The following is a 14,793-nucleotide window of genomic DNA, read 5'->3' on the forward strand; positions in this document are numbered from 1 at the left end:
GCAGGCCAGCCTTCTTGTGAGGTATCGGCCCGCGCCGGTCGATACGCGTCGGCCGGCGCGGCAGCCGTCAGCGATGAGCACGTATCCGCGTCTCCCGTTCCGGCAGTCTGGCTCGCGCATGTCGCTTATCCGTGGCGATGTCGTGGGCCGGTTGATGCGCGGCATCACCGTGCTCGGCGTGCTTTTGGCGTTCGGCTTCGCGTCGTGCGAATCGACTGGGCTCGATGTCCCGCTTCGCGCCGCCGTCGCGCCCAGCAGCGTGGTGGTCATTCCGGTGAATGGCGCAATCAGTCCGGCGAGTGCCGACTTCATCGTGCGCAGTCTTCAGCGTGCCGCCGACGAGCGTGCCCAACTCGCCGTGCTGCAACTCGACACGCCGGGCGGACTCGATACGTCGATGCGGCAGATCATCAAGGCGATTCTCGCCTCGCCCGTGCCGGTCGCCACCTTCATCGCCCCGAGCGGCGCGCGCGCGGCAAGCGCCGGCACTTATATCGTTTATGCGAGCCACATCGCGGCGATGGCGCCGGGCACCAATCTCGGCGCGGCAACGCCGATCCAGATGGGCATCGGCGGCGCCGAGCCGCCGGCGGGCGGCGGCGCGCCGGGCTTGCCGGGTATTGGTGGCGGTGGTGGCGGTGGCAGCGCCGGCCCGGCCAAGCCCTCGGCCTCAGCCGCCTCGGCGTCTACCGGTTCCGCCAGCGCGTTGCCGCTCGACACTCAATCGACCGAAATGCGCAAGCAGGTCCACGACGCGGCCGCCTATATCCGCGGCCTCGCGCAGATGCGCGGGCGCAATGCCGACTGGGCCGAGCGCGCGGTGCGCGAAGCCGTGAGCCTGTCGGCGGCGGACGCGCTCGCGCAGCACGTCGTCGATCTGAATGCGCGCGACGTGCCCGATCTGCTGCGCCAGCTGGACGGCCGCACGGTCGTCACGAGCGCCGGCAACGTCACCCTCAACACCGCCAACGTGCCCGTCGTCACGCTCGAAGCCGACTGGCGCAGCCATTTCCTCGCGGTGATCACCGATCCCAACGTCGCGCTGATTTTACTGATGATCGGCATGTACGGCCTGTTCTTCGAATTCGCCAATCCGGGCTTCGTGCTGCCCGGCGTGGTCGGCGCGATCAGCCTGCTGCTCGGACTCTTCGCCATGCAGATGATGCCCATCAACTACGTCGGCCTCGGCCTGATCTTTCTCGGCATTGCGTTTCTGATCGGCGAGGCGTTTCTGCCGACCTTCGGCTCGCTCGGCTTCGGCGGCGTGGTCGCGTTCGTGATCGGCGCGCTGATGCTGATCGACACCGACGTGCCCGGCTACGGCATCCCCCTGCCGATGATCGCCGCCGTGGCCGTCTTCAGCGTGCTGTTCGTGCTCGGCGTGTCGAGACTCGCGCTGCGCGCGCGGCGCCAGCCGGTGGTAACGGGCTCGGAAGCGCTGATCGGCAGTGTCGGCGTGGTGCTCGACGGCGGCCTGCTGCCCGAGAACGCCACCTCTGACGCCACGGCAGACGGCGCGCTGGCCGGCTGGGCGCGCGTGCACGGCGAACGCTGGCGGGTGTCCAGCATGGCCCCGGTCGCGGCCGGCCATGCGGTGCGCGTCACCGCGCGGCGCGGCCTGACGTTGACCGTGGTGCCCGCGGAAGCACGACAACAAGGAGAAAGCTCATGATCGGTTTCACATTCGGCTTCAGCAGCATTCTGATTCTGCTGGTGGCCGCGCTGGTTGCTTCGTCGATACGGATTTTTCGGGAATACGAACGCGGCGTCGTCTTCATGCTCGGCCGCTTCTGGAAGGTCAAGGGGCCGGGGCTCGTGCTGATCATTCCGATCGTGCAGCAGGCCGTGCGCATGGATCTGCGCACCGTCGTGTTCGACGTGCCGCCGCAGGACGTGATCACGCGCGACAACGTCTCGGTGAAGGTCAACGCCGTGGTGTATTTCCGCGTGGTCGATCCGGAGAAAGCGGTGATTCAGGTGGCGCGTTACTTCGAGGCGACCAGCCAGCTCTCGCAGACGACCTTGCGCGCGGTGCTCGGCAAACACGAGCTCGACGAACTGCTGGCGGATCGCGAGCAACTGAACGCCGATATCCAGAAAGTGCTGGACGCGCAAACCGACGCGTGGGGCATCAAGGTGTCGATCGTGGAAATCAAGCATGTGGATATCAACGAAACGATGATCCGCGCGATTGCCCGTCAGGCCGAAGCCGAGCGCGAACGGCGCGCCAAGGTGATCCACGCCGAGGGCGAACTGCAGGCCTCGCAGCATTTGCTGGAAGCGGCGCAGACGTTGTCGCGCCAGCCGCAGGCCATGCAGTTGCGCTACCTGCAAACTCTCACGACGATTGCCGCCGACAAGAACTCGACGATCGTCTTCCCGCTACCGATCGACCTGCTGAGCGCCGTGCTGGACCGCTTCAGCAAGCCGTCGGCGCCCTGAGCCGAAGGGCGTCCGGTTCAGTTTGGTTCACCGGACGAAACGGTGCATTGCCTTCAATAGCCTTACTCGAAATAGATATGAAAACTAGAATGCCGGGGTCGTTTTTAACCGCTCCATAGGAGCCAGTCATGAAAATCGTTTCCAGAGTTGGACTTGGCGCGCTGTTGGCCGCCGTGAGCATGAGCACCGCGTTTGCGCAGACTTCGGCGCGGCCTTACGACCCGTCGGCGCCGAAAACGCGTGCCGAAGTGAGGGCCGATCTGGCCGAATGGCGTGCCGCCGGCTACGATCCGCTCGACTGGATCAACTATCCGTTCAATGCGCAGCATGCGGGCCGCATCGTCGCGGCACGGCGGGCGCAGCAGTCGGGCGCCACGCTGACACAGTAAGCGCGAGCCGACGCGCGGCATGCGGCGCCGCCCGCGACTGCAACGGTCGTGGGCGAGGTTGGCCCCGCATGCCTTTCGCGCTTTGCCCCCCAACTTCGTAAATTCGCTTGCTGCGCCACCGCGTGCGCTGGCAAGGTATCGTCCCGCTCATTCGATGAACCCTGCAGCCGGCGTCCGAACCACGCCAACCCGGCTCGACGCCGACGCGTGACCGGTCGTGATCGAGGACATGCCGGCGCGGCAATGGCCACCGTTTGATGCGCCGGCGCCACAGTCTCCCAGGCGAACCGCCCGTCGCATGAGCTTTACGCAGCGGCTCGCCCACACAATGCGGCACGCCACCGCCAATCCTGACTACAATCCGGCCGTAGCGCCGGCGACGCGGCGCATGCACCGCTCCAACCACAAGAACGCTTTCTGAACGACGAGAGACCCGCCTCATGGACTCCATAAAACGCTACTTCGGCTTCGAAGCCGCCGGCACCAACCTGCGCACCGAAGTGCTCGCCGGGGTGACCACCTTCCTGACGATGGCTTACATCATCTTCGTCAACCCGGCGATTCTGGGCGACGCCGGCATGCCGAAGGACGCGGTGTTCGTCGCGACCTGCATCGTGGCCGCGCTGGCCTCGCTGATCATGGGCCTGTACGCGAACTATCCGATCGCGCTCGCGCCGGGCATGGGCCTGAACGCGTACTTCGCGTACACCGTCGTCAAGGGCATGGGCTTCACCTGGCAGGCCGCGCTCGGCGCGGTGTTCATCTCCGGCTGCCTGTTTTTGATCGTCACGCTGTTCCGCGTGCGCGAAGTGATCGTCAACGGCATTCCGCATTCGATACGCATTGCCATCACCGGCGGTATCGGCCTTTTTCTCGCGATCATTTCGCTGAAGTCGGCTGGCGTGGTGGTCGGCAATCCGGCCACGCTCGTAACGCTCGGCGACCTGCACAACCCGCATGTGGTTCTCGCGGTGATCGGCTTTTTCGCGATCGTCACGCTGGACCATTTGCGGGTGCGAGGCGCGATCCTGATCGGCATTGTCGGCGTAACGGTGCTGAGCTTTTTCTTCGGCGGCAATCAGTTCCACGGCATCGTCTCCGCGCCGCCGTCCATCGCGCCGACGCTGTTCCAGCTCGACATTCGCGGCGCGTTGTCGGGCGGTGTGCTGAACGTGATCCTCGTGTTCTTCCTCGTCGAACTGTTCGACGCGACCGGCACGCTGATGGGCGTGGCCAATCGCGCCGGACTGCTGGTGGAAGGCAAGATGCACCGGCTGAACCGCGCGCTGCTCGCCGACAGCACGGCCATTCTGGCCGGCTCGATGCTGGGAACCTCGTCGACTACCGCGTACATCGAAAGCGCGTCGGGCGTGCAGGCAGGCGGACGCACGGGCGTGACCGCCATCACCGTGGCCGTGCTGTTCCTCGCGGCGCTCTTTTTCGCGCCGCTGGCGGGCGTGGTGCCCGGCTACGCGACGGCACCGGCGCTGCTGTATGTGTCGTGCCTGATGCTGCGCGAAATGCTCGACCTGCCGTGGGACGACGCCACCGAAGTGGTGCCGGCCGCGCTTACGGCGCTTCTGATGCCCTTTACCTATTCGATTGCCAATGGCGTCGCGTTCGGCTTCATCTCATATGCGGGCCTGAAACTGCTCACCGGCCAGGCGCGCCAGGTGAAGCTGGTGGTGTGGATCATCGCGGCGATTTTCCTGTTCCGCTATTTCTATCTCGGCAGCGAATAGGGCACAGCGAGGCACCGCGCCGGGTGCTCATGGGACGCGCCTGGCCCTGGATCAATCCCGATTTATTGACGGTGCCCATTCGGGTCGGGCACCGTTTATCATCTGACGATTGATAAAAACGATCGACCAGGTCACGGGAGCCCCCTACATGCCTTACAGCCGCGCCTCGGAGCGCTACACGCCGCCCGCCATTTTCTTCCACTGGGCCATTTTTCTGCTGATCGCGCTCGCTTATCTGGCGATCGAGATTCGCGGGCCCAAAGGCAGCGACAGCCGCGCGCTCTGGAGTAGCGTGCATTTCTGGTGCGGCACGCTGGTGCTGGGGCTGGCCTGTTTGCGTCTGCTGTGGCGATTGTGGGCGGGCGCCCCCGCCGAAGTCGAAGGCAACCGGCTGCTCGCATTTCTCGCGCGCGCCGCGCATCTCGCCCTATACGTTTTCATCTTCGCGCAGCCGTTGCTCGGCATCCTGACGATCAACACCGGCGGCCATCCGGTCACGCTCGCGTGGGCCAACATCAATTACACGCTGGTCGGCGCCGATCCAGTCGCGCGGCCATTGCTCAAGAGCGCGCATGAATGGCTCGGCAATGCGTTCTATTGGGTGATCGGCCTGCACGCGCTGGCGGCGCTCGCGCATCACGTGGTCTTCAAGGACCGGACGCTGCAGCGGATGATTTGAGCGCGCCTGCATACGCGCGCTTTGCGTTTTGCGTTTCTGCGCCTGCGGCACGCATGGCCGCGGACAGTCTGAATGATCGATTGATGCCGCGCGTGGGTTTCCTCAGTTTCTGATTCTTGCGCGGCAGTCCTGCTGCTTCCTGCTCCGGCGTTGGCTAGCGCCGGACCCGCCCACGGTCAATTGCGCCAGTTCGCCTCGTAGAAGCGCACATAGCCGCTTCTGAGCACGAGACATTGCGCCCGCGTTTCCGATAGCAAACGCCGCGTGGCGGCTTCGATCCGGGCGCGGTGGGTATCGAATGCGCCCACCATGTCCTCCAGACGCGGCGATGCGGCGCCGAAGTGGTCTTCCAGCGCCTCCGCGGTGATCATGCACTCCACCCTCTGCCCATCGACCATCGCCGGGAACGCCAAGGTAAGTTCGCGACCTGAATATTCAGGGGTTTCATTCGGGAAAAGGATCTGCATGGGAGTTCACCTGGAAGGTAGGTGCTGCGCATGGTGTAGCCTGGTAATGCGCACGCCGGTTGCGTCTGGTCGCGTCTCTAGCGCCAACCTCCTTGTCCAATGCTGACGACGCGGGCTCGTCACCTCGCGGCGGCAACGCTGTAGTTCGCAGCCCGCGGAGGTGATTTGATTCACTTTAGACGAGTTCGGGCGCGGCGCAAGTTTTCCTTCTGGTTTGCCTGATTTTGGTGCCCTGCGCGGTTTTTTGAGGCACACCGCGCGCCGCCTCCGTTTTTTCCCTGCCGTGCGCTGCGCGTTTCGTCCTGTAATATCAGTGTTGGCCGTGTACGCGCATGTTGCGCTGCGGCATCGAGCGGAGGGCAACGTACCCGCCGTGTCCGTTTCACCGGAGACATGCCTTGACCCAACGTTCTGCCACGCCACCCGCCGTCGGTCGGCCCGATGTCATCGCGCAGGCTCACGCCCGCTCGCTCGAGCTCGGTCTGCGCGCGTCGGAAACGCCGGACTTCCATCCGCTGCGCCGGCCCGCGCTGCGTGAGCTCGTCGATCGCAATCAGTCGCTTTATACGCATGCGCTTCCCGTCATGGAAACGCTGCATGCGCAGATCGTCGATACGCAAAGCATGGTGCTGCTCACCGACAATCACGGCGTGATCCTGCACAGTCTCGGCGACAGCGACTTCGTCGAAAAAGCCAATCGCGTCGCGCTGTGTACGGGCGTTTCGTGGGCCGAGGCGGATCGCGGCACCAACGCGATCGGCACCGCGCTCGTGGACGGGCAGCCAACCGTCGTGCACGCGGGAGAACACTTCCTGCACGCCAACCGTATTCTCACCTGCTCGTGCGCGCCAATTGCGGATCCGTTCGGGCGCACTGTCGGCGCACTCGACGTAAGCGGCGATACGCGCGGCTTTCATAAGCACACGCTCGCGCTCGTCAGGATGTCGGCGCAGATGATCGAAAATCATCTGTTCTCCAATCAATTCGTCGACGCGATTCGCGTTCATTTTCACGCGCGCTCCGAATTCATCGGCACGCTGTTCGAAGGGCTCGCGGCGTTCGCGCCGGACGGCACGTTTTTATCGGCCAACCGCAGCGCGCTGTTTCAATTCGGGCAGCCGCTGGCCGAACTGCAACGGCAACCCTTCGATGCGCTGTTCGGGATCGCCTTCGCCAAGGTGTTGCAGCAGATCGCGCGCGCGCCCGGCGAGACCATTCTGCTGACGCTGCCGAGCGGCGTGCGCGTGGTGGCGCGCGGCGAATACACCGCGCCGCGATATGTCGGTCCGGCCGAAAGCCTCGACACGTCGCGCGCGCCGCTGTCGGGCGGCGCGCGTCATACGCCGCGCACCGCCGAGCCTGCGCCGCTCGCCACGCTTGAAACGCTCGACACCGGCGACGCGCAGGTCGCCGCGATCCTGCGGCGTGTCGCCAAACTGCGCGGCCGCGATATTCCGATTCTCGTGCTCGGCAAGACAGGCACCGGCAAGGAGTGGCTCGCGCGCGCCATCCATCACGATTCGCCGCGACGGGCCGCGCCTTTCATCGCGCTGAATTGCGCCTCGTTGCCCGATACGCTGATCGAAGCGGAGTTGTTCGGTTACGAAGACGGCGCATTCACCGGCGCAAAAAAACGCGGCAGCGTCGGCAAGATCGTGCAAGCCGACGGCGGCACGCTGTTCCTCGACGAAATCGGCGACATGCCGCTCGCCCAGCAGGTGCGTTTGATGCGCGTTCTGCAGGAGCGCACCGTCGTGCCGCTCGGCGCAACCCGGGCGATCCCGGTGGATCTGCGCATTGTCTGCGCGACCCACCGCAACCTGCGCGCGATGATCGAAGACGGCACCTTCCGCGAAGATCTGTATTACCGGATCAATGGACTCGTCGTGACCTTGCCGGCGCTGCGCGAGCGCACCGATCTGCACGCGCTCGTCACGCGCATGCTGGCATTGCAGCCCGACGGCGAGCGACTGCCGCGCCGCGTATCGGCCGAGGTGCTCGAACGATTTGCGCAATGCCGCTGGCCGGGCAATCTGCGGCAGCTGGCCAACGTGTTGCGCACCGCGAGCATCATGGCCGAAGGTGCGCAGCAGATCGAACTCGACGATTTACCCGACGACTTCCTGCAGGATTGCGTCGACGCGGCGGCGGAGCAAAGCGTGCAATCGCCGTCGGCACGTGCAGGTTCAGGAGTGGACGACGAGACCCGCGCCGCGGCCCAAACGCAAGGGCAAACTCCAAGGCAACCGCAAGGGCAACCGCCGTCCGGCAAGATGGAGGCGTGGCAGGCCACGTTGATTGCGCAAACGCTCGAACGACTCGACGGCAATGTGTCGGCGGCGGCGCGCGAGTTGGGATTGGCGCGCAACACGGTGTACCGGTACTTGCGACGCGGCGGCACGACGCATTGAAGCGGCAACGTGTAAAGTGTGGCGCAACCCGTCACAGACTTGCACGATGTCCGACTCTATCCGCCCGCCTCTCGTTCGCGTCGAACCACTCGGCCGGAGCTTTGAAGCGCCCGATTCGCTCACGATTCTCGAAGCCGCCGACTTTGCGAATCTGCGCTTGCCGCGCTCGTGCCGTAATGGAACGTGTCGCACGTGTATCTGCAAAATGACTGCGGGACGCGTGCGCTACTCGATCGAGTGGCCGGGGCTCAGCCGCGAAGAAAAACAGGAAGGCTATATTCTGCCGTGCGTGGCGATCGCGGAATCCGACGTGGTGATCGAAGTACCGGATGCGGTCGAACTGCCGCCGCCCATGTGAAGTGCGGCGCCCTCGTGGCTCAGGGGCACACGTACGGCGCACGCACGCAGCTCATCGCGAGCCTTAACGCCCGTTACCCATTGCCCGGGCGATTTTCCTGTCGGTGTTGTACTGGCTCAGCGCGTACACCGACCAGATCGCGGCCGGAATCCAGCCGATCAGCGTGATCTGCAGAATCAGGCAGATGATGCCGGCAAACGGACGGCCAATCGTGAAAAACTGAAACCACGGCAGAATGATGGCAAGCAGTAGACGCATTCAGATTCCTGTTGTTGGTAGTGCCTGGTTGATCGGTGCGAAGCGCGGCACTTTGGCGCCGTCCACCTCGATCAGCTCGAAAAACACCGAAGCCGGACGCGTCCAGATCGTACCATTGCCGGCTTTGTACACGATCATCGTGACGGTCGGATCCGATTCGAGCGTGGCCTCGCAAACCAGTTCGTAAATCCCGCCTTTGTAGTGCCTGTAGCGCACCATTCGCATCCCCTGAATTGAAAAACGCAGTGCCTTCGCGCGGCAACGGTCGAAGCGTCAACCGCCCTCTTTCATCTGCTTCAAAATCTTGTAGACGGTGGCGCGTCCCATTGTCAGCACGGCGGCCACGTAGTTCGCGGAACTGCGGCCGCGAAACGCGCCTTGTGCGTGCAGCGCCTCGACGATCTCCCGCTTGTGTTCGCGCGTGAGCGCATTGATGCCGATCTGCCGTTCGCGCAGCCATGTGTGCAAATACGTATTGATGCGGTCCTGCCAGTCGTCGCGGAACAGATCCTCCGCGGGAGCGTCCGTCAGATTGCCGCCTTTGATGAACAGATCGAGTGTGGAGCGCACATCTTCGAACACCGCGATATTGAAGTTGATGCACAGCATGCCGGCCGGCTTGCCGTCGTCGTCGAACAGGATGTTGCTCACGCAACGCATGCGCCGGCCGTCCCAGTTGAGCTTTTCGTACGGGCCGATGGTCTGGCCGCGCGCCGCGTAATGGACTTCGTCCAGCACGGACGGCCCGCCGACTTCGAGCTTCGACAGGTTGTTCACGAGGTACGCGATGGTTTGATCGCGCAGGTCGTGAATCACCACCTCGGCGCACGGATAGAACAGCGCCGCGATGCCGTCGGCGATGGGAGCGTAGCGCTCGAGCAGCAGGTCTTTCACGGGAGACACGTTTGGGTTGCGCATGGGGAAATCGCAGTGATCGAAGGACGCGGCAACTCGCCATTGTAGCCACCCGGCCCGGCCGCGGCGATCACGGCGCCGATCACGCCCTCAAAAAAACCATAGGCGCACGCCGGCGCTTTATCGCATGGCGAATTTTGTCCGCTTGGCGAGAGATTTTTTTTCGTGCGATAAAAGAAGCATCTATTTCACGGAGCAACAGATGGCTACGCTCGAAGCGTTTCGCGCCGTGCTCGATGACGAAGGCACGCCCGAAATCATCCGCAATCACATCATCGATTCGCTGCAGTACACGCTGCGCAATCACGGGCAGATTTTCACGTCGAAAGAAGTCGAATGGCTGGCCGGCTGGGATGACGCCCGCATTCCGCTCGCGGCATCGCGCGAGTTGCAGAAGCGCGTCGCCGAAACGCCCCGCTGAAGCACGAGCCGGTTGATCGTCCAGCGCCCGCGCCGCGACGGCGCCCTCCCTCACCCGGCGTGCCGCTCGTGGCGAGGCACGCCGTCCGCGACCGCTGCGTCGCGCGCGAAACCCCGCCGGCTGGGCGGTTCGGCCCTGCGCGGAACTTTTTGCTATCCAATTAGCCCTATTTAGTGCATCATATTGGAATAGCTGTATCCCGCATTCGTAGTTCCGGCGTTACCGGGCAACAATCAGGCAACATTGCGGATAGAACCGCAAGTAACACCGGGCAGGCTCAAACCGGCATCTTCGCACCACCCCCGGCTGTTCGACCGCCGTCTGTTGGCGGTCCCGTCACTCCGGCAATGCGCCGCATGCATTCGCCGTCGCGAGTTGTGCAGCTGAGGGTTCATTTACCGCCCGATGTCCGCGCGACGTCAGCGTGTTTTCTCTCCATCGAATCCGCGATTTTACGCGGCCGCGCTCAAGTCCTTGTCATCGGGCCTGTGCCAACCTTTTTCCATGGCGGCGCGCCCCAAGGTGCTGCGCTGCCCGGCCCGTCTTGCCGCGCGTAACACGCGTGACACGGCGGCCACGTAATACAGGACACGTGCTTCATGAATTCAGCTGTCAAGACGTACAAGGGTTACGAAATTCACCCGCTCGTCTATCCGCGCCGCCCGGCGGACGGTCAGACGAGCCGCAATCCGGACGCCGGCTACGACGCGTCGGTGCGCATCTGCCGCGTGGGCGCCAATCCGGCCGCCGACGGCCGTGTGTTCCGCCTGCAGTATCTGTTTCCGTTCGACGGCACGGGCAAGGCGCGCATTGCGTGCATGGCCCACGCCGAGCAATTGATCGACGGCCGTGTAGACGGCCAGTCCGTCGCCGATCTTTGAGCGGTACTATCAGCGCATAGGCTGATGCCGCAGGACAGTGGGCTCGAAAAACCCGCTATCGCCCCAATCTGATGTTGTGCTGCCCGGCGTGGGCGACCAACACCCCTTATCCCATCGACCAGGAGTTATGCATGGCGAAAGAAGAACTGCTTGAACTTGACGGTATCGTCGACGAAGTACTTCCGGATAGCCGTTACCGCGTGACGCTCGACAACGGCGTCGTGGTTGGCGCTTACGCGTCCGGGCGCATGCGCAAGAACCATATCCGTATTCTCGCGGGCGACCGCGTGACGCTGGAACTGTCGGTCTACGACCTGACCAAAGGCCGGATCAATTTCCGTCATAAAGACGAGCGCGCCACCGGTGGCGGCGGTGCTCGCAATTCGCAATTCCGCCGCCGTTAAGGCCGGCGGCACGCTGACCGCGCTCCGCACGGTTGAGGCGTGCTCCATTGCGATTGAGTTGTACGCGAAGCCATTCGCGCGCCTTCTCCGGCTTGATTCGTCGACTCGAGCCTGAGCGGCGCGCTGCGGCGTCGCTTCGTTGCAGCCTGTTTTTGCCCATTTTCTTCAGCCTCTGGCGCTTTCTGCTGCCGGCGGGCGTTTCACAGCCGTTCTCGTTTTCCTCTACATACGCGCATGAAGGCCGAACACCGCCCCGAGATCTTCTGTGGCGGCGCTCTTGCGCACCTGCTCGACCACCCGCTCCTCCAGTTCCGCCAGATGTTCACGCATGGCCGTCAACGCCGCGTCCAGGTTGCCCGCGTCCAGCGCGTCGATGATATGCGTGTGTTCGTCCGCGGAGCAGGAGGAACCCTTCGACGGGTCGAACAACGCTTTATACAGCTCGGTTTTGGCGACCAGTTGCCCGACTAGCCCGAGCAACTCCGTGCCGCCCGCCAACTCTGTCAGCAGCACATGAAACTGGCCGGCAAGACGCACGGAATCTTCGACCGCCCCCGCGCTTAACGCCTTCTCTTCGCTGCGCACGTGCGCGCGCAGGCGCCGCTTGTGCTGCGCGCTCAACGCCCCGCACAAGGCGGCGACGATACCCGCCTCGACGATCTGCCGCGCGCGATACACCTGGCGAATGTCCTCCTCCGACGGCGACGGCACGAACGCACCGCGATTCGCCGCCAGCACGAGCTTGCCTTCGAAGCCAAGCCGCGCCAGCACCTTGCGCAGCGCGCCGCGCGTGCAACCGAAGGCGGCGGCGAGATCCCGCTCGACCAGTTGCGCGCCGGGCCGCAGCCGCCCCTGCAATAACGCCGTGGTGATCGACGTATAGACACGCTCTTCGACGCTGATCGAATCGCCTTCGCTTGCGGGTTGAATGGGTGTTTCGGAGGCAGGGGACGAGGAACGCCGGGGACGTGGGGACATGGATTCGGTAATCGGGAATGGAGCGGTATCGGCAGGCATTCTAGCCGCATGTTTCCCGCTTCGCCGCAGACTTTCTCACGGGTTTTCCAACACGACGCGGGACAGTCGGCGCGTCGAGCGCGCCGACGTGAAGGCCTCGGTCCGTCCGGTCGCCCGCCGTACTCTTACCGCCCCGTGTTGAGCACGACCCTGAACCGCGCGGCGCCGCTCATCATCCGGTCGTAGGCTTCGGCCGCTTTCGTCAGTGGGAATTCTTCGATCATCGGTTTGATTCCCGAGAGCGCGCTGAACGCGAGCGTGTCCTGAGAATCCGCCGACGTGCCCGACGGCCAGCCCTGCACCGAATTTCGTCCCATGATGAACTGCGCGATCGGCACTTCGACGGGCTCGTCCGAGAGTCCCACCATGATCAGCTTGCCGTTCAGCCCCAGGCCGCCCACTACGGCGCTCATCGCTTTGCCGCTGGTGACGGTGGCGAGAATGACGCGAGCGCCGCCGAGCGCCTGCAACGCTTGCGCCACGTTCGCCGCCGTGCTGTCGATGTAGTGATGGGCGCCGAGTTGTTTCGCAAGACTTGCCTTGTCCTGCCCGCGCGCTATCGCTACGGTGACGAAACCCATCTTTCGCGCGAACTGCACGCCGAGATGGCCGAGCCCGCCAATGCCCAGAATGGCGACCACATCGCCGGCCCGCGCGCCGCTATTGCGCAGCGCGTTGAATGTCGTGATGCCTGCGCATAGAAGCGGAGCGGCATCGACATCGGCGAGATCGTCGGGAATGCGCGCCAGTGCTTCGACGGGCGCCAGCATGAACTCGGCATAGCCGCCGTCGTAGCTGATGCCGGGCACGAGCGCGCGCTGGCACAGAACAAAATCGCCGCGGCGGCAATGCTCGCAGTGCCCGCAATGTCCGCCGTGCCAGCCGACGCCGACGCGCTGTCCCGCCTGCCATCCTTCGACGCCCGCGCCGACCGTATCGATTACGCCCGCAATTTCGTGCCCGGGCACCCGCGGATATTCCAGGCCCGGCCACTGCCCTTCTTTTGTCAACACGTCACTGTGGCAAATACCGCACGCCTGGATCTTGATGAGCACCTGTCCGGCACCCGGTTCCGGCACGTCCCGTTCGACGAGTTCCAGGGGTCCGCCAGCCTGCGCCACCTGCACTGCCTTCATCGTTCGCATTGCTTTGCTCCTCCGTGAAAGAGACGAACGCGAGTCGATCGAACCCGGTTCGCAGATTTGCCGCCCACGCTACCCACCGGTCAGGCGCTCAGCTTACGCCATATTCTTTGATGGCATGTGACGGGCTGCCAAACTGGCAACGGACGGCGACTCTGTTTCGGCGCACGGTCCCACGCGATCCATTGAAGCCATTGCAACGCCGCTCATGGCAGCGCGGCCGGCCTACCACCCGCTTCGCGCTATGGCCGCAATGATCGAACCCTTCGATGACGCGCTCGCGATGATGGCCACCCTACGCTTCAATCACCCCGTCCTTGACCGTTCCATCAGAACCGTTGAGTGTGCGCGTTACGGGAGTGCGACTGAGTTCGTTGTTCGTATCTACCAGCAGCAGCAAATGCCGGAGGAATGTCGCGCGCTCATCGGGCGGCAACGCGGCAATGGTTCGTTCGTGCGCACGGGCCACGCGCGATTCGAGACGGCCCAGCAGCGCATGCCCGACTTCCGTCAATTCCGCGACCTTCTTGCGCCGATCCGCGCGCGATACGCGGCTCTGCACAAAACGCCGCTGCCCAAGACGGGTAATCACGTCGGCCGTATTCGCGCGATCGAGTCCCACCGCCCGCGAAAGAACAACCTGCTCCGAAGGCCCCAGTTGTTCGAGCGCCGTGAGAATGCTGTACTGCACCGGCGTGATGCCTTCGGGTGCGCATTCCTCCATGAACAGCGCAACGTGAATCTGATGCAACCGCCGTATGAGGAAACCCGGCCGCTCATTGAGCGCTGTGTTGCGCCATGCGAGCACCGGGTCCGGTACGAGTTCGGGTTGGTCTGCGCTTGTGCGAGTCGTTGGCGCGTCCATGAACAAAGGGTTCCTCTTGCGATAGATACGGGTGATTCACGCCTCACGCGCGACGATCATCAGCATACAGCGTATTCATGCGGACGCTTAGAAGCGTCGCCGAAATAAGGTCGGGCCCGCTGGCCACGCACCCGGCAATCGCCACGGCGCACAATTCCGAGGTATGCCGCAAGTCGGTGCGTCAATGCACGATTCAATCGCTTTTAAAACATATGTGGTGCACCCCGCTTTTTTATCGCCGATATTCCGCGCTCTGCTCTTCCCATCAATCAACGACCTGCGACCACGCAGGTCGTTGGCATACCCCTTGCGTATTCGAAAGACGAATTCGTCAGTACCCAAACGAATTTTCGATTCGACAACCGTCATCCATCGATCGCGCGCATTCGAAGCGTTGTGCGC

17 protein-coding genes are annotated in these 14,793 nt (G+C 63.9%); 10 read left to right on the forward strand and 7 right to left on the reverse strand.

The window, feature by feature from the left end; translation table 11 throughout:
- Positions 1 to 73 precede the first annotated feature (73 nt).
- The 5 genes from NE850_RS02760 (at position 74) to NE850_RS02780 (ending at position 5,252) form a co-directional block, all read left to right on the forward strand.
- Positions 74 to 1,672, forward strand: a complete 1,599-nt coding sequence (locus NE850_RS02760; RefSeq protein WP_310698419.1) for a nodulation protein NfeD — start codon at positions 74 to 76, stop codon at positions 1,670 to 1,672.
- Positions 1,669 to 2,442 (forward strand): slipin family protein, encoded by a 774-nt coding sequence (locus NE850_RS02765; protein ID WP_007177598.1) that lies wholly within the window; start codon positions 1,669 to 1,671, stop codon positions 2,440 to 2,442. Before NE850_RS02760 ends, NE850_RS02765 begins: the two co-directional genes overlap by 4 nt.
- Positions 2,443 to 2,570: 128 nt before the next feature.
- Positions 2,571 to 2,831 carry a DUF4148 domain-containing protein gene (locus tag NE850_RS02770; RefSeq protein WP_007177599.1) on the forward strand — a complete coding sequence of 87 codons (261 nt, stop codon included), beginning with the start codon at positions 2,571 to 2,573 and terminating at the stop codon, positions 2,829 to 2,831.
- A 440-nt stretch (positions 2,832 to 3,271) separates the two neighbouring features.
- The gene (locus tag NE850_RS02775) at positions 3,272 to 4,573 is read left to right on the forward strand and encodes an NCS2 family permease (protein WP_007177600.1); all 1,302 of its coding nucleotides are present in this window, start codon (positions 3,272 to 3,274) and stop codon (positions 4,571 to 4,573) included.
- A 148-nt stretch (positions 4,574 to 4,721) separates the two neighbouring features.
- A complete protein-coding gene (locus NE850_RS02780) occupies positions 4,722 to 5,252 on the forward strand; it encodes a cytochrome b (RefSeq protein ID WP_165188586.1) in 531 nt (176 codons plus the stop codon).
- A gap of 176 nt (positions 5,253 to 5,428) precedes the next feature.
- On the opposite strand, the gene NE850_RS02785 is transcribed toward NE850_RS02780, so the two are convergent.
- Entirely contained in the window at positions 5,429 to 5,719 is a 291-nt protein-coding gene (locus NE850_RS02785; RefSeq protein WP_007177602.1) for a DUF1488 domain-containing protein, read from the reverse strand.
- A gap of 398 nt (positions 5,720 to 6,117) precedes the next feature.
- Between NE850_RS02785 and NE850_RS02790 the strand changes: the two genes are divergently transcribed.
- On the forward strand, positions 6,118 to 8,130 hold the full coding sequence (locus NE850_RS02790; protein ID WP_007177603.1) for a sigma-54-dependent Fis family transcriptional regulator: 2,013 nt from the start codon (positions 6,118 to 6,120) through the stop codon (positions 8,128 to 8,130).
- A 46-nt stretch (positions 8,131 to 8,176) separates the two neighbouring features.
- On the forward strand, positions 8,177 to 8,488 hold the full coding sequence (locus NE850_RS02795; protein WP_007177604.1) for a 2Fe-2S iron-sulfur cluster-binding protein: 312 nt from the start codon (positions 8,177 to 8,179) through the stop codon (positions 8,486 to 8,488).
- 63 nt (positions 8,489 to 8,551) lie between these two features.
- Here NE850_RS02795 and NE850_RS02800 read toward each other — a convergent pair whose 3' ends face one another.
- The 3 genes from NE850_RS02800 to NE850_RS02810 are packed head-to-tail and all read right to left on the reverse strand — an operon-like array spanning position 8,552 to position 9,664.
- Complete coding sequence (locus tag NE850_RS02800; protein WP_007177605.1) at positions 8,552 to 8,746, reverse strand: YqaE/Pmp3 family membrane protein; 195 nt, start codon at positions 8,744 to 8,746, stop codon at positions 8,552 to 8,554.
- Positions 8,747 to 8,965 carry a DUF1653 domain-containing protein gene (locus NE850_RS02805; RefSeq protein WP_007177606.1) on the reverse strand — a complete coding sequence of 73 codons (219 nt, stop codon included), beginning with the start codon at positions 8,963 to 8,965 and terminating at the stop codon, positions 8,747 to 8,749.
- Positions 8,966 to 9,019: 54 nt separating this feature from the next.
- The gene (locus NE850_RS02810) at positions 9,020 to 9,664 is read right to left on the reverse strand and encodes a transcriptional regulator (protein WP_007177607.1); all 645 of its coding nucleotides are present in this window, start codon (positions 9,662 to 9,664) and stop codon (positions 9,020 to 9,022) included.
- 199 nt (positions 9,665 to 9,863) lie between these two features.
- Here NE850_RS02810 and NE850_RS02815 point away from each other — a divergent pair, with 199 nt between their 5' ends.
- The 3 genes from NE850_RS02815 to infA all read left to right on the forward strand — a co-directional run bounded on the left by NE850_RS02815 (position 9,864) and on the right by infA (position 11,367).
- Positions 9,864 to 10,082, forward strand: a complete 219-nt coding sequence (locus tag NE850_RS02815; RefSeq protein ID WP_007177608.1) for a hypothetical protein — start codon at positions 9,864 to 9,866, stop codon at positions 10,080 to 10,082.
- Between the two features lie 599 nt (positions 10,083 to 10,681).
- Positions 10,682 to 10,963, forward strand: coding sequence for a hypothetical protein (locus NE850_RS02820; protein ID WP_007177609.1), 282 nt, complete (start codon positions 10,682 to 10,684; stop codon positions 10,961 to 10,963).
- A gap of 131 nt (positions 10,964 to 11,094) precedes the next feature.
- Positions 11,095 to 11,367 carry a translation initiation factor IF-1 gene (gene infA, locus NE850_RS02825; RefSeq protein WP_007177610.1) on the forward strand — a complete coding sequence of 91 codons (273 nt, stop codon included), beginning with the start codon at positions 11,095 to 11,097 and terminating at the stop codon, positions 11,365 to 11,367.
- A 222-nt stretch (positions 11,368 to 11,589) separates the two neighbouring features.
- Here the strand turns inward: infA and NE850_RS02830 are convergent, their stop codons facing one another.
- The 3 genes from NE850_RS02830 to NE850_RS02840 all read right to left on the reverse strand — a co-directional run bounded on the left by NE850_RS02830 (position 11,590) and on the right by NE850_RS02840 (position 14,391).
- Positions 11,590 to 12,345: a GntR family transcriptional regulator gene (locus NE850_RS02830; RefSeq protein WP_007177611.1), complete on the reverse strand. Its 756-nt coding sequence runs from the start codon at positions 12,343 to 12,345 to the stop codon at positions 11,590 to 11,592.
- Positions 12,346 to 12,509: 164 nt separating this feature from the next.
- Complete coding sequence (locus NE850_RS02835; RefSeq protein WP_007177612.1) at positions 12,510 to 13,529, reverse strand: alcohol dehydrogenase; 1,020 nt, start codon at positions 13,527 to 13,529, stop codon at positions 12,510 to 12,512.
- A gap of 292 nt (positions 13,530 to 13,821) precedes the next feature.
- Entirely contained in the window at positions 13,822 to 14,391 is a 570-nt protein-coding gene (locus tag NE850_RS02840) for a MarR family winged helix-turn-helix transcriptional regulator (RefSeq protein ID WP_007177613.1), read from the reverse strand.
- Positions 14,392 to 14,793 lie beyond the last annotated feature (402 nt).

The organism is Paraburkholderia sp. USG1 (assembly GCF_031570135.1).
GTDB lineage: Bacteria > Pseudomonadota > Gammaproteobacteria > Burkholderiales > Burkholderiaceae > Paraburkholderia > Paraburkholderia dioscoreae.

Excerpts from the sequence above, each read along its gene's own strand:
- NE850_RS02760 (WP_310698419.1), top strand. The coding sequence starts at position 74 with ATGAGCACGTATCCGCGTCTCCCGTTCCGGCAGTCTGGCTCGCGCATG.
- NE850_RS02765 (WP_007177598.1), top strand. The coding sequence starts at position 1,669 with ATGATCGGTTTCACATTCGGCTTCAGCAGCATTCTGATTCTGCTGGTG.
- NE850_RS02770 (WP_007177599.1), top strand. The coding sequence starts at position 2,571 with ATGAAAATCGTTTCCAGAGTTGGACTTGGCGCGCTGTTGGCCGCCGTG.
- NE850_RS02775 (WP_007177600.1), top strand. The coding sequence starts at position 3,272 with ATGGACTCCATAAAACGCTACTTCGGCTTCGAAGCCGCCGGCACCAAC.
- NE850_RS02780 (WP_165188586.1), top strand. The coding sequence starts at position 4,722 with ATGCCTTACAGCCGCGCCTCGGAGCGCTACACGCCGCCCGCCATTTTC.
- NE850_RS02785 (WP_007177602.1), bottom strand. The coding sequence starts at position 5,719 with ATGCAGATCCTTTTCCCGAATGAAACCCCTGAATATTCAGGTCGCGAA.
- NE850_RS02795 (WP_007177604.1), top strand. The coding sequence starts at position 8,177 with ATGTCCGACTCTATCCGCCCGCCTCTCGTTCGCGTCGAACCACTCGGC.
- NE850_RS02800 (WP_007177605.1), bottom strand. The coding sequence starts at position 8,746 with ATGCGTCTACTGCTTGCCATCATTCTGCCGTGGTTTCAGTTTTTCACG.
- NE850_RS02805 (WP_007177606.1), bottom strand. The coding sequence starts at position 8,965 with ATGGTGCGCTACAGGCACTACAAAGGCGGGATTTACGAACTGGTTTGC.
- NE850_RS02810 (WP_007177607.1), bottom strand. The coding sequence starts at position 9,664 with ATGCGCAACCCAAACGTGTCTCCCGTGAAAGACCTGCTGCTCGAGCGC.
- NE850_RS02815 (WP_007177608.1), top strand. The coding sequence starts at position 9,864 with ATGGCTACGCTCGAAGCGTTTCGCGCCGTGCTCGATGACGAAGGCACG.
- NE850_RS02820 (WP_007177609.1), top strand. The coding sequence starts at position 10,682 with ATGAATTCAGCTGTCAAGACGTACAAGGGTTACGAAATTCACCCGCTC.
- infA (WP_007177610.1), top strand. The coding sequence starts at position 11,095 with ATGGCGAAAGAAGAACTGCTTGAACTTGACGGTATCGTCGACGAAGTA.
- NE850_RS02830 (WP_007177611.1), bottom strand. The coding sequence starts at position 12,345 with ATGTCCCCACGTCCCCGGCGTTCCTCGTCCCCTGCCTCCGAAACACCC.
- NE850_RS02835 (WP_007177612.1), bottom strand. The coding sequence starts at position 13,529 with ATGCGAACGATGAAGGCAGTGCAGGTGGCGCAGGCTGGCGGACCCCTG.
- NE850_RS02840 (WP_007177613.1), bottom strand. The coding sequence starts at position 14,391 with ATGGACGCGCCAACGACTCGCACAAGCGCAGACCAACCCGAACTCGTA.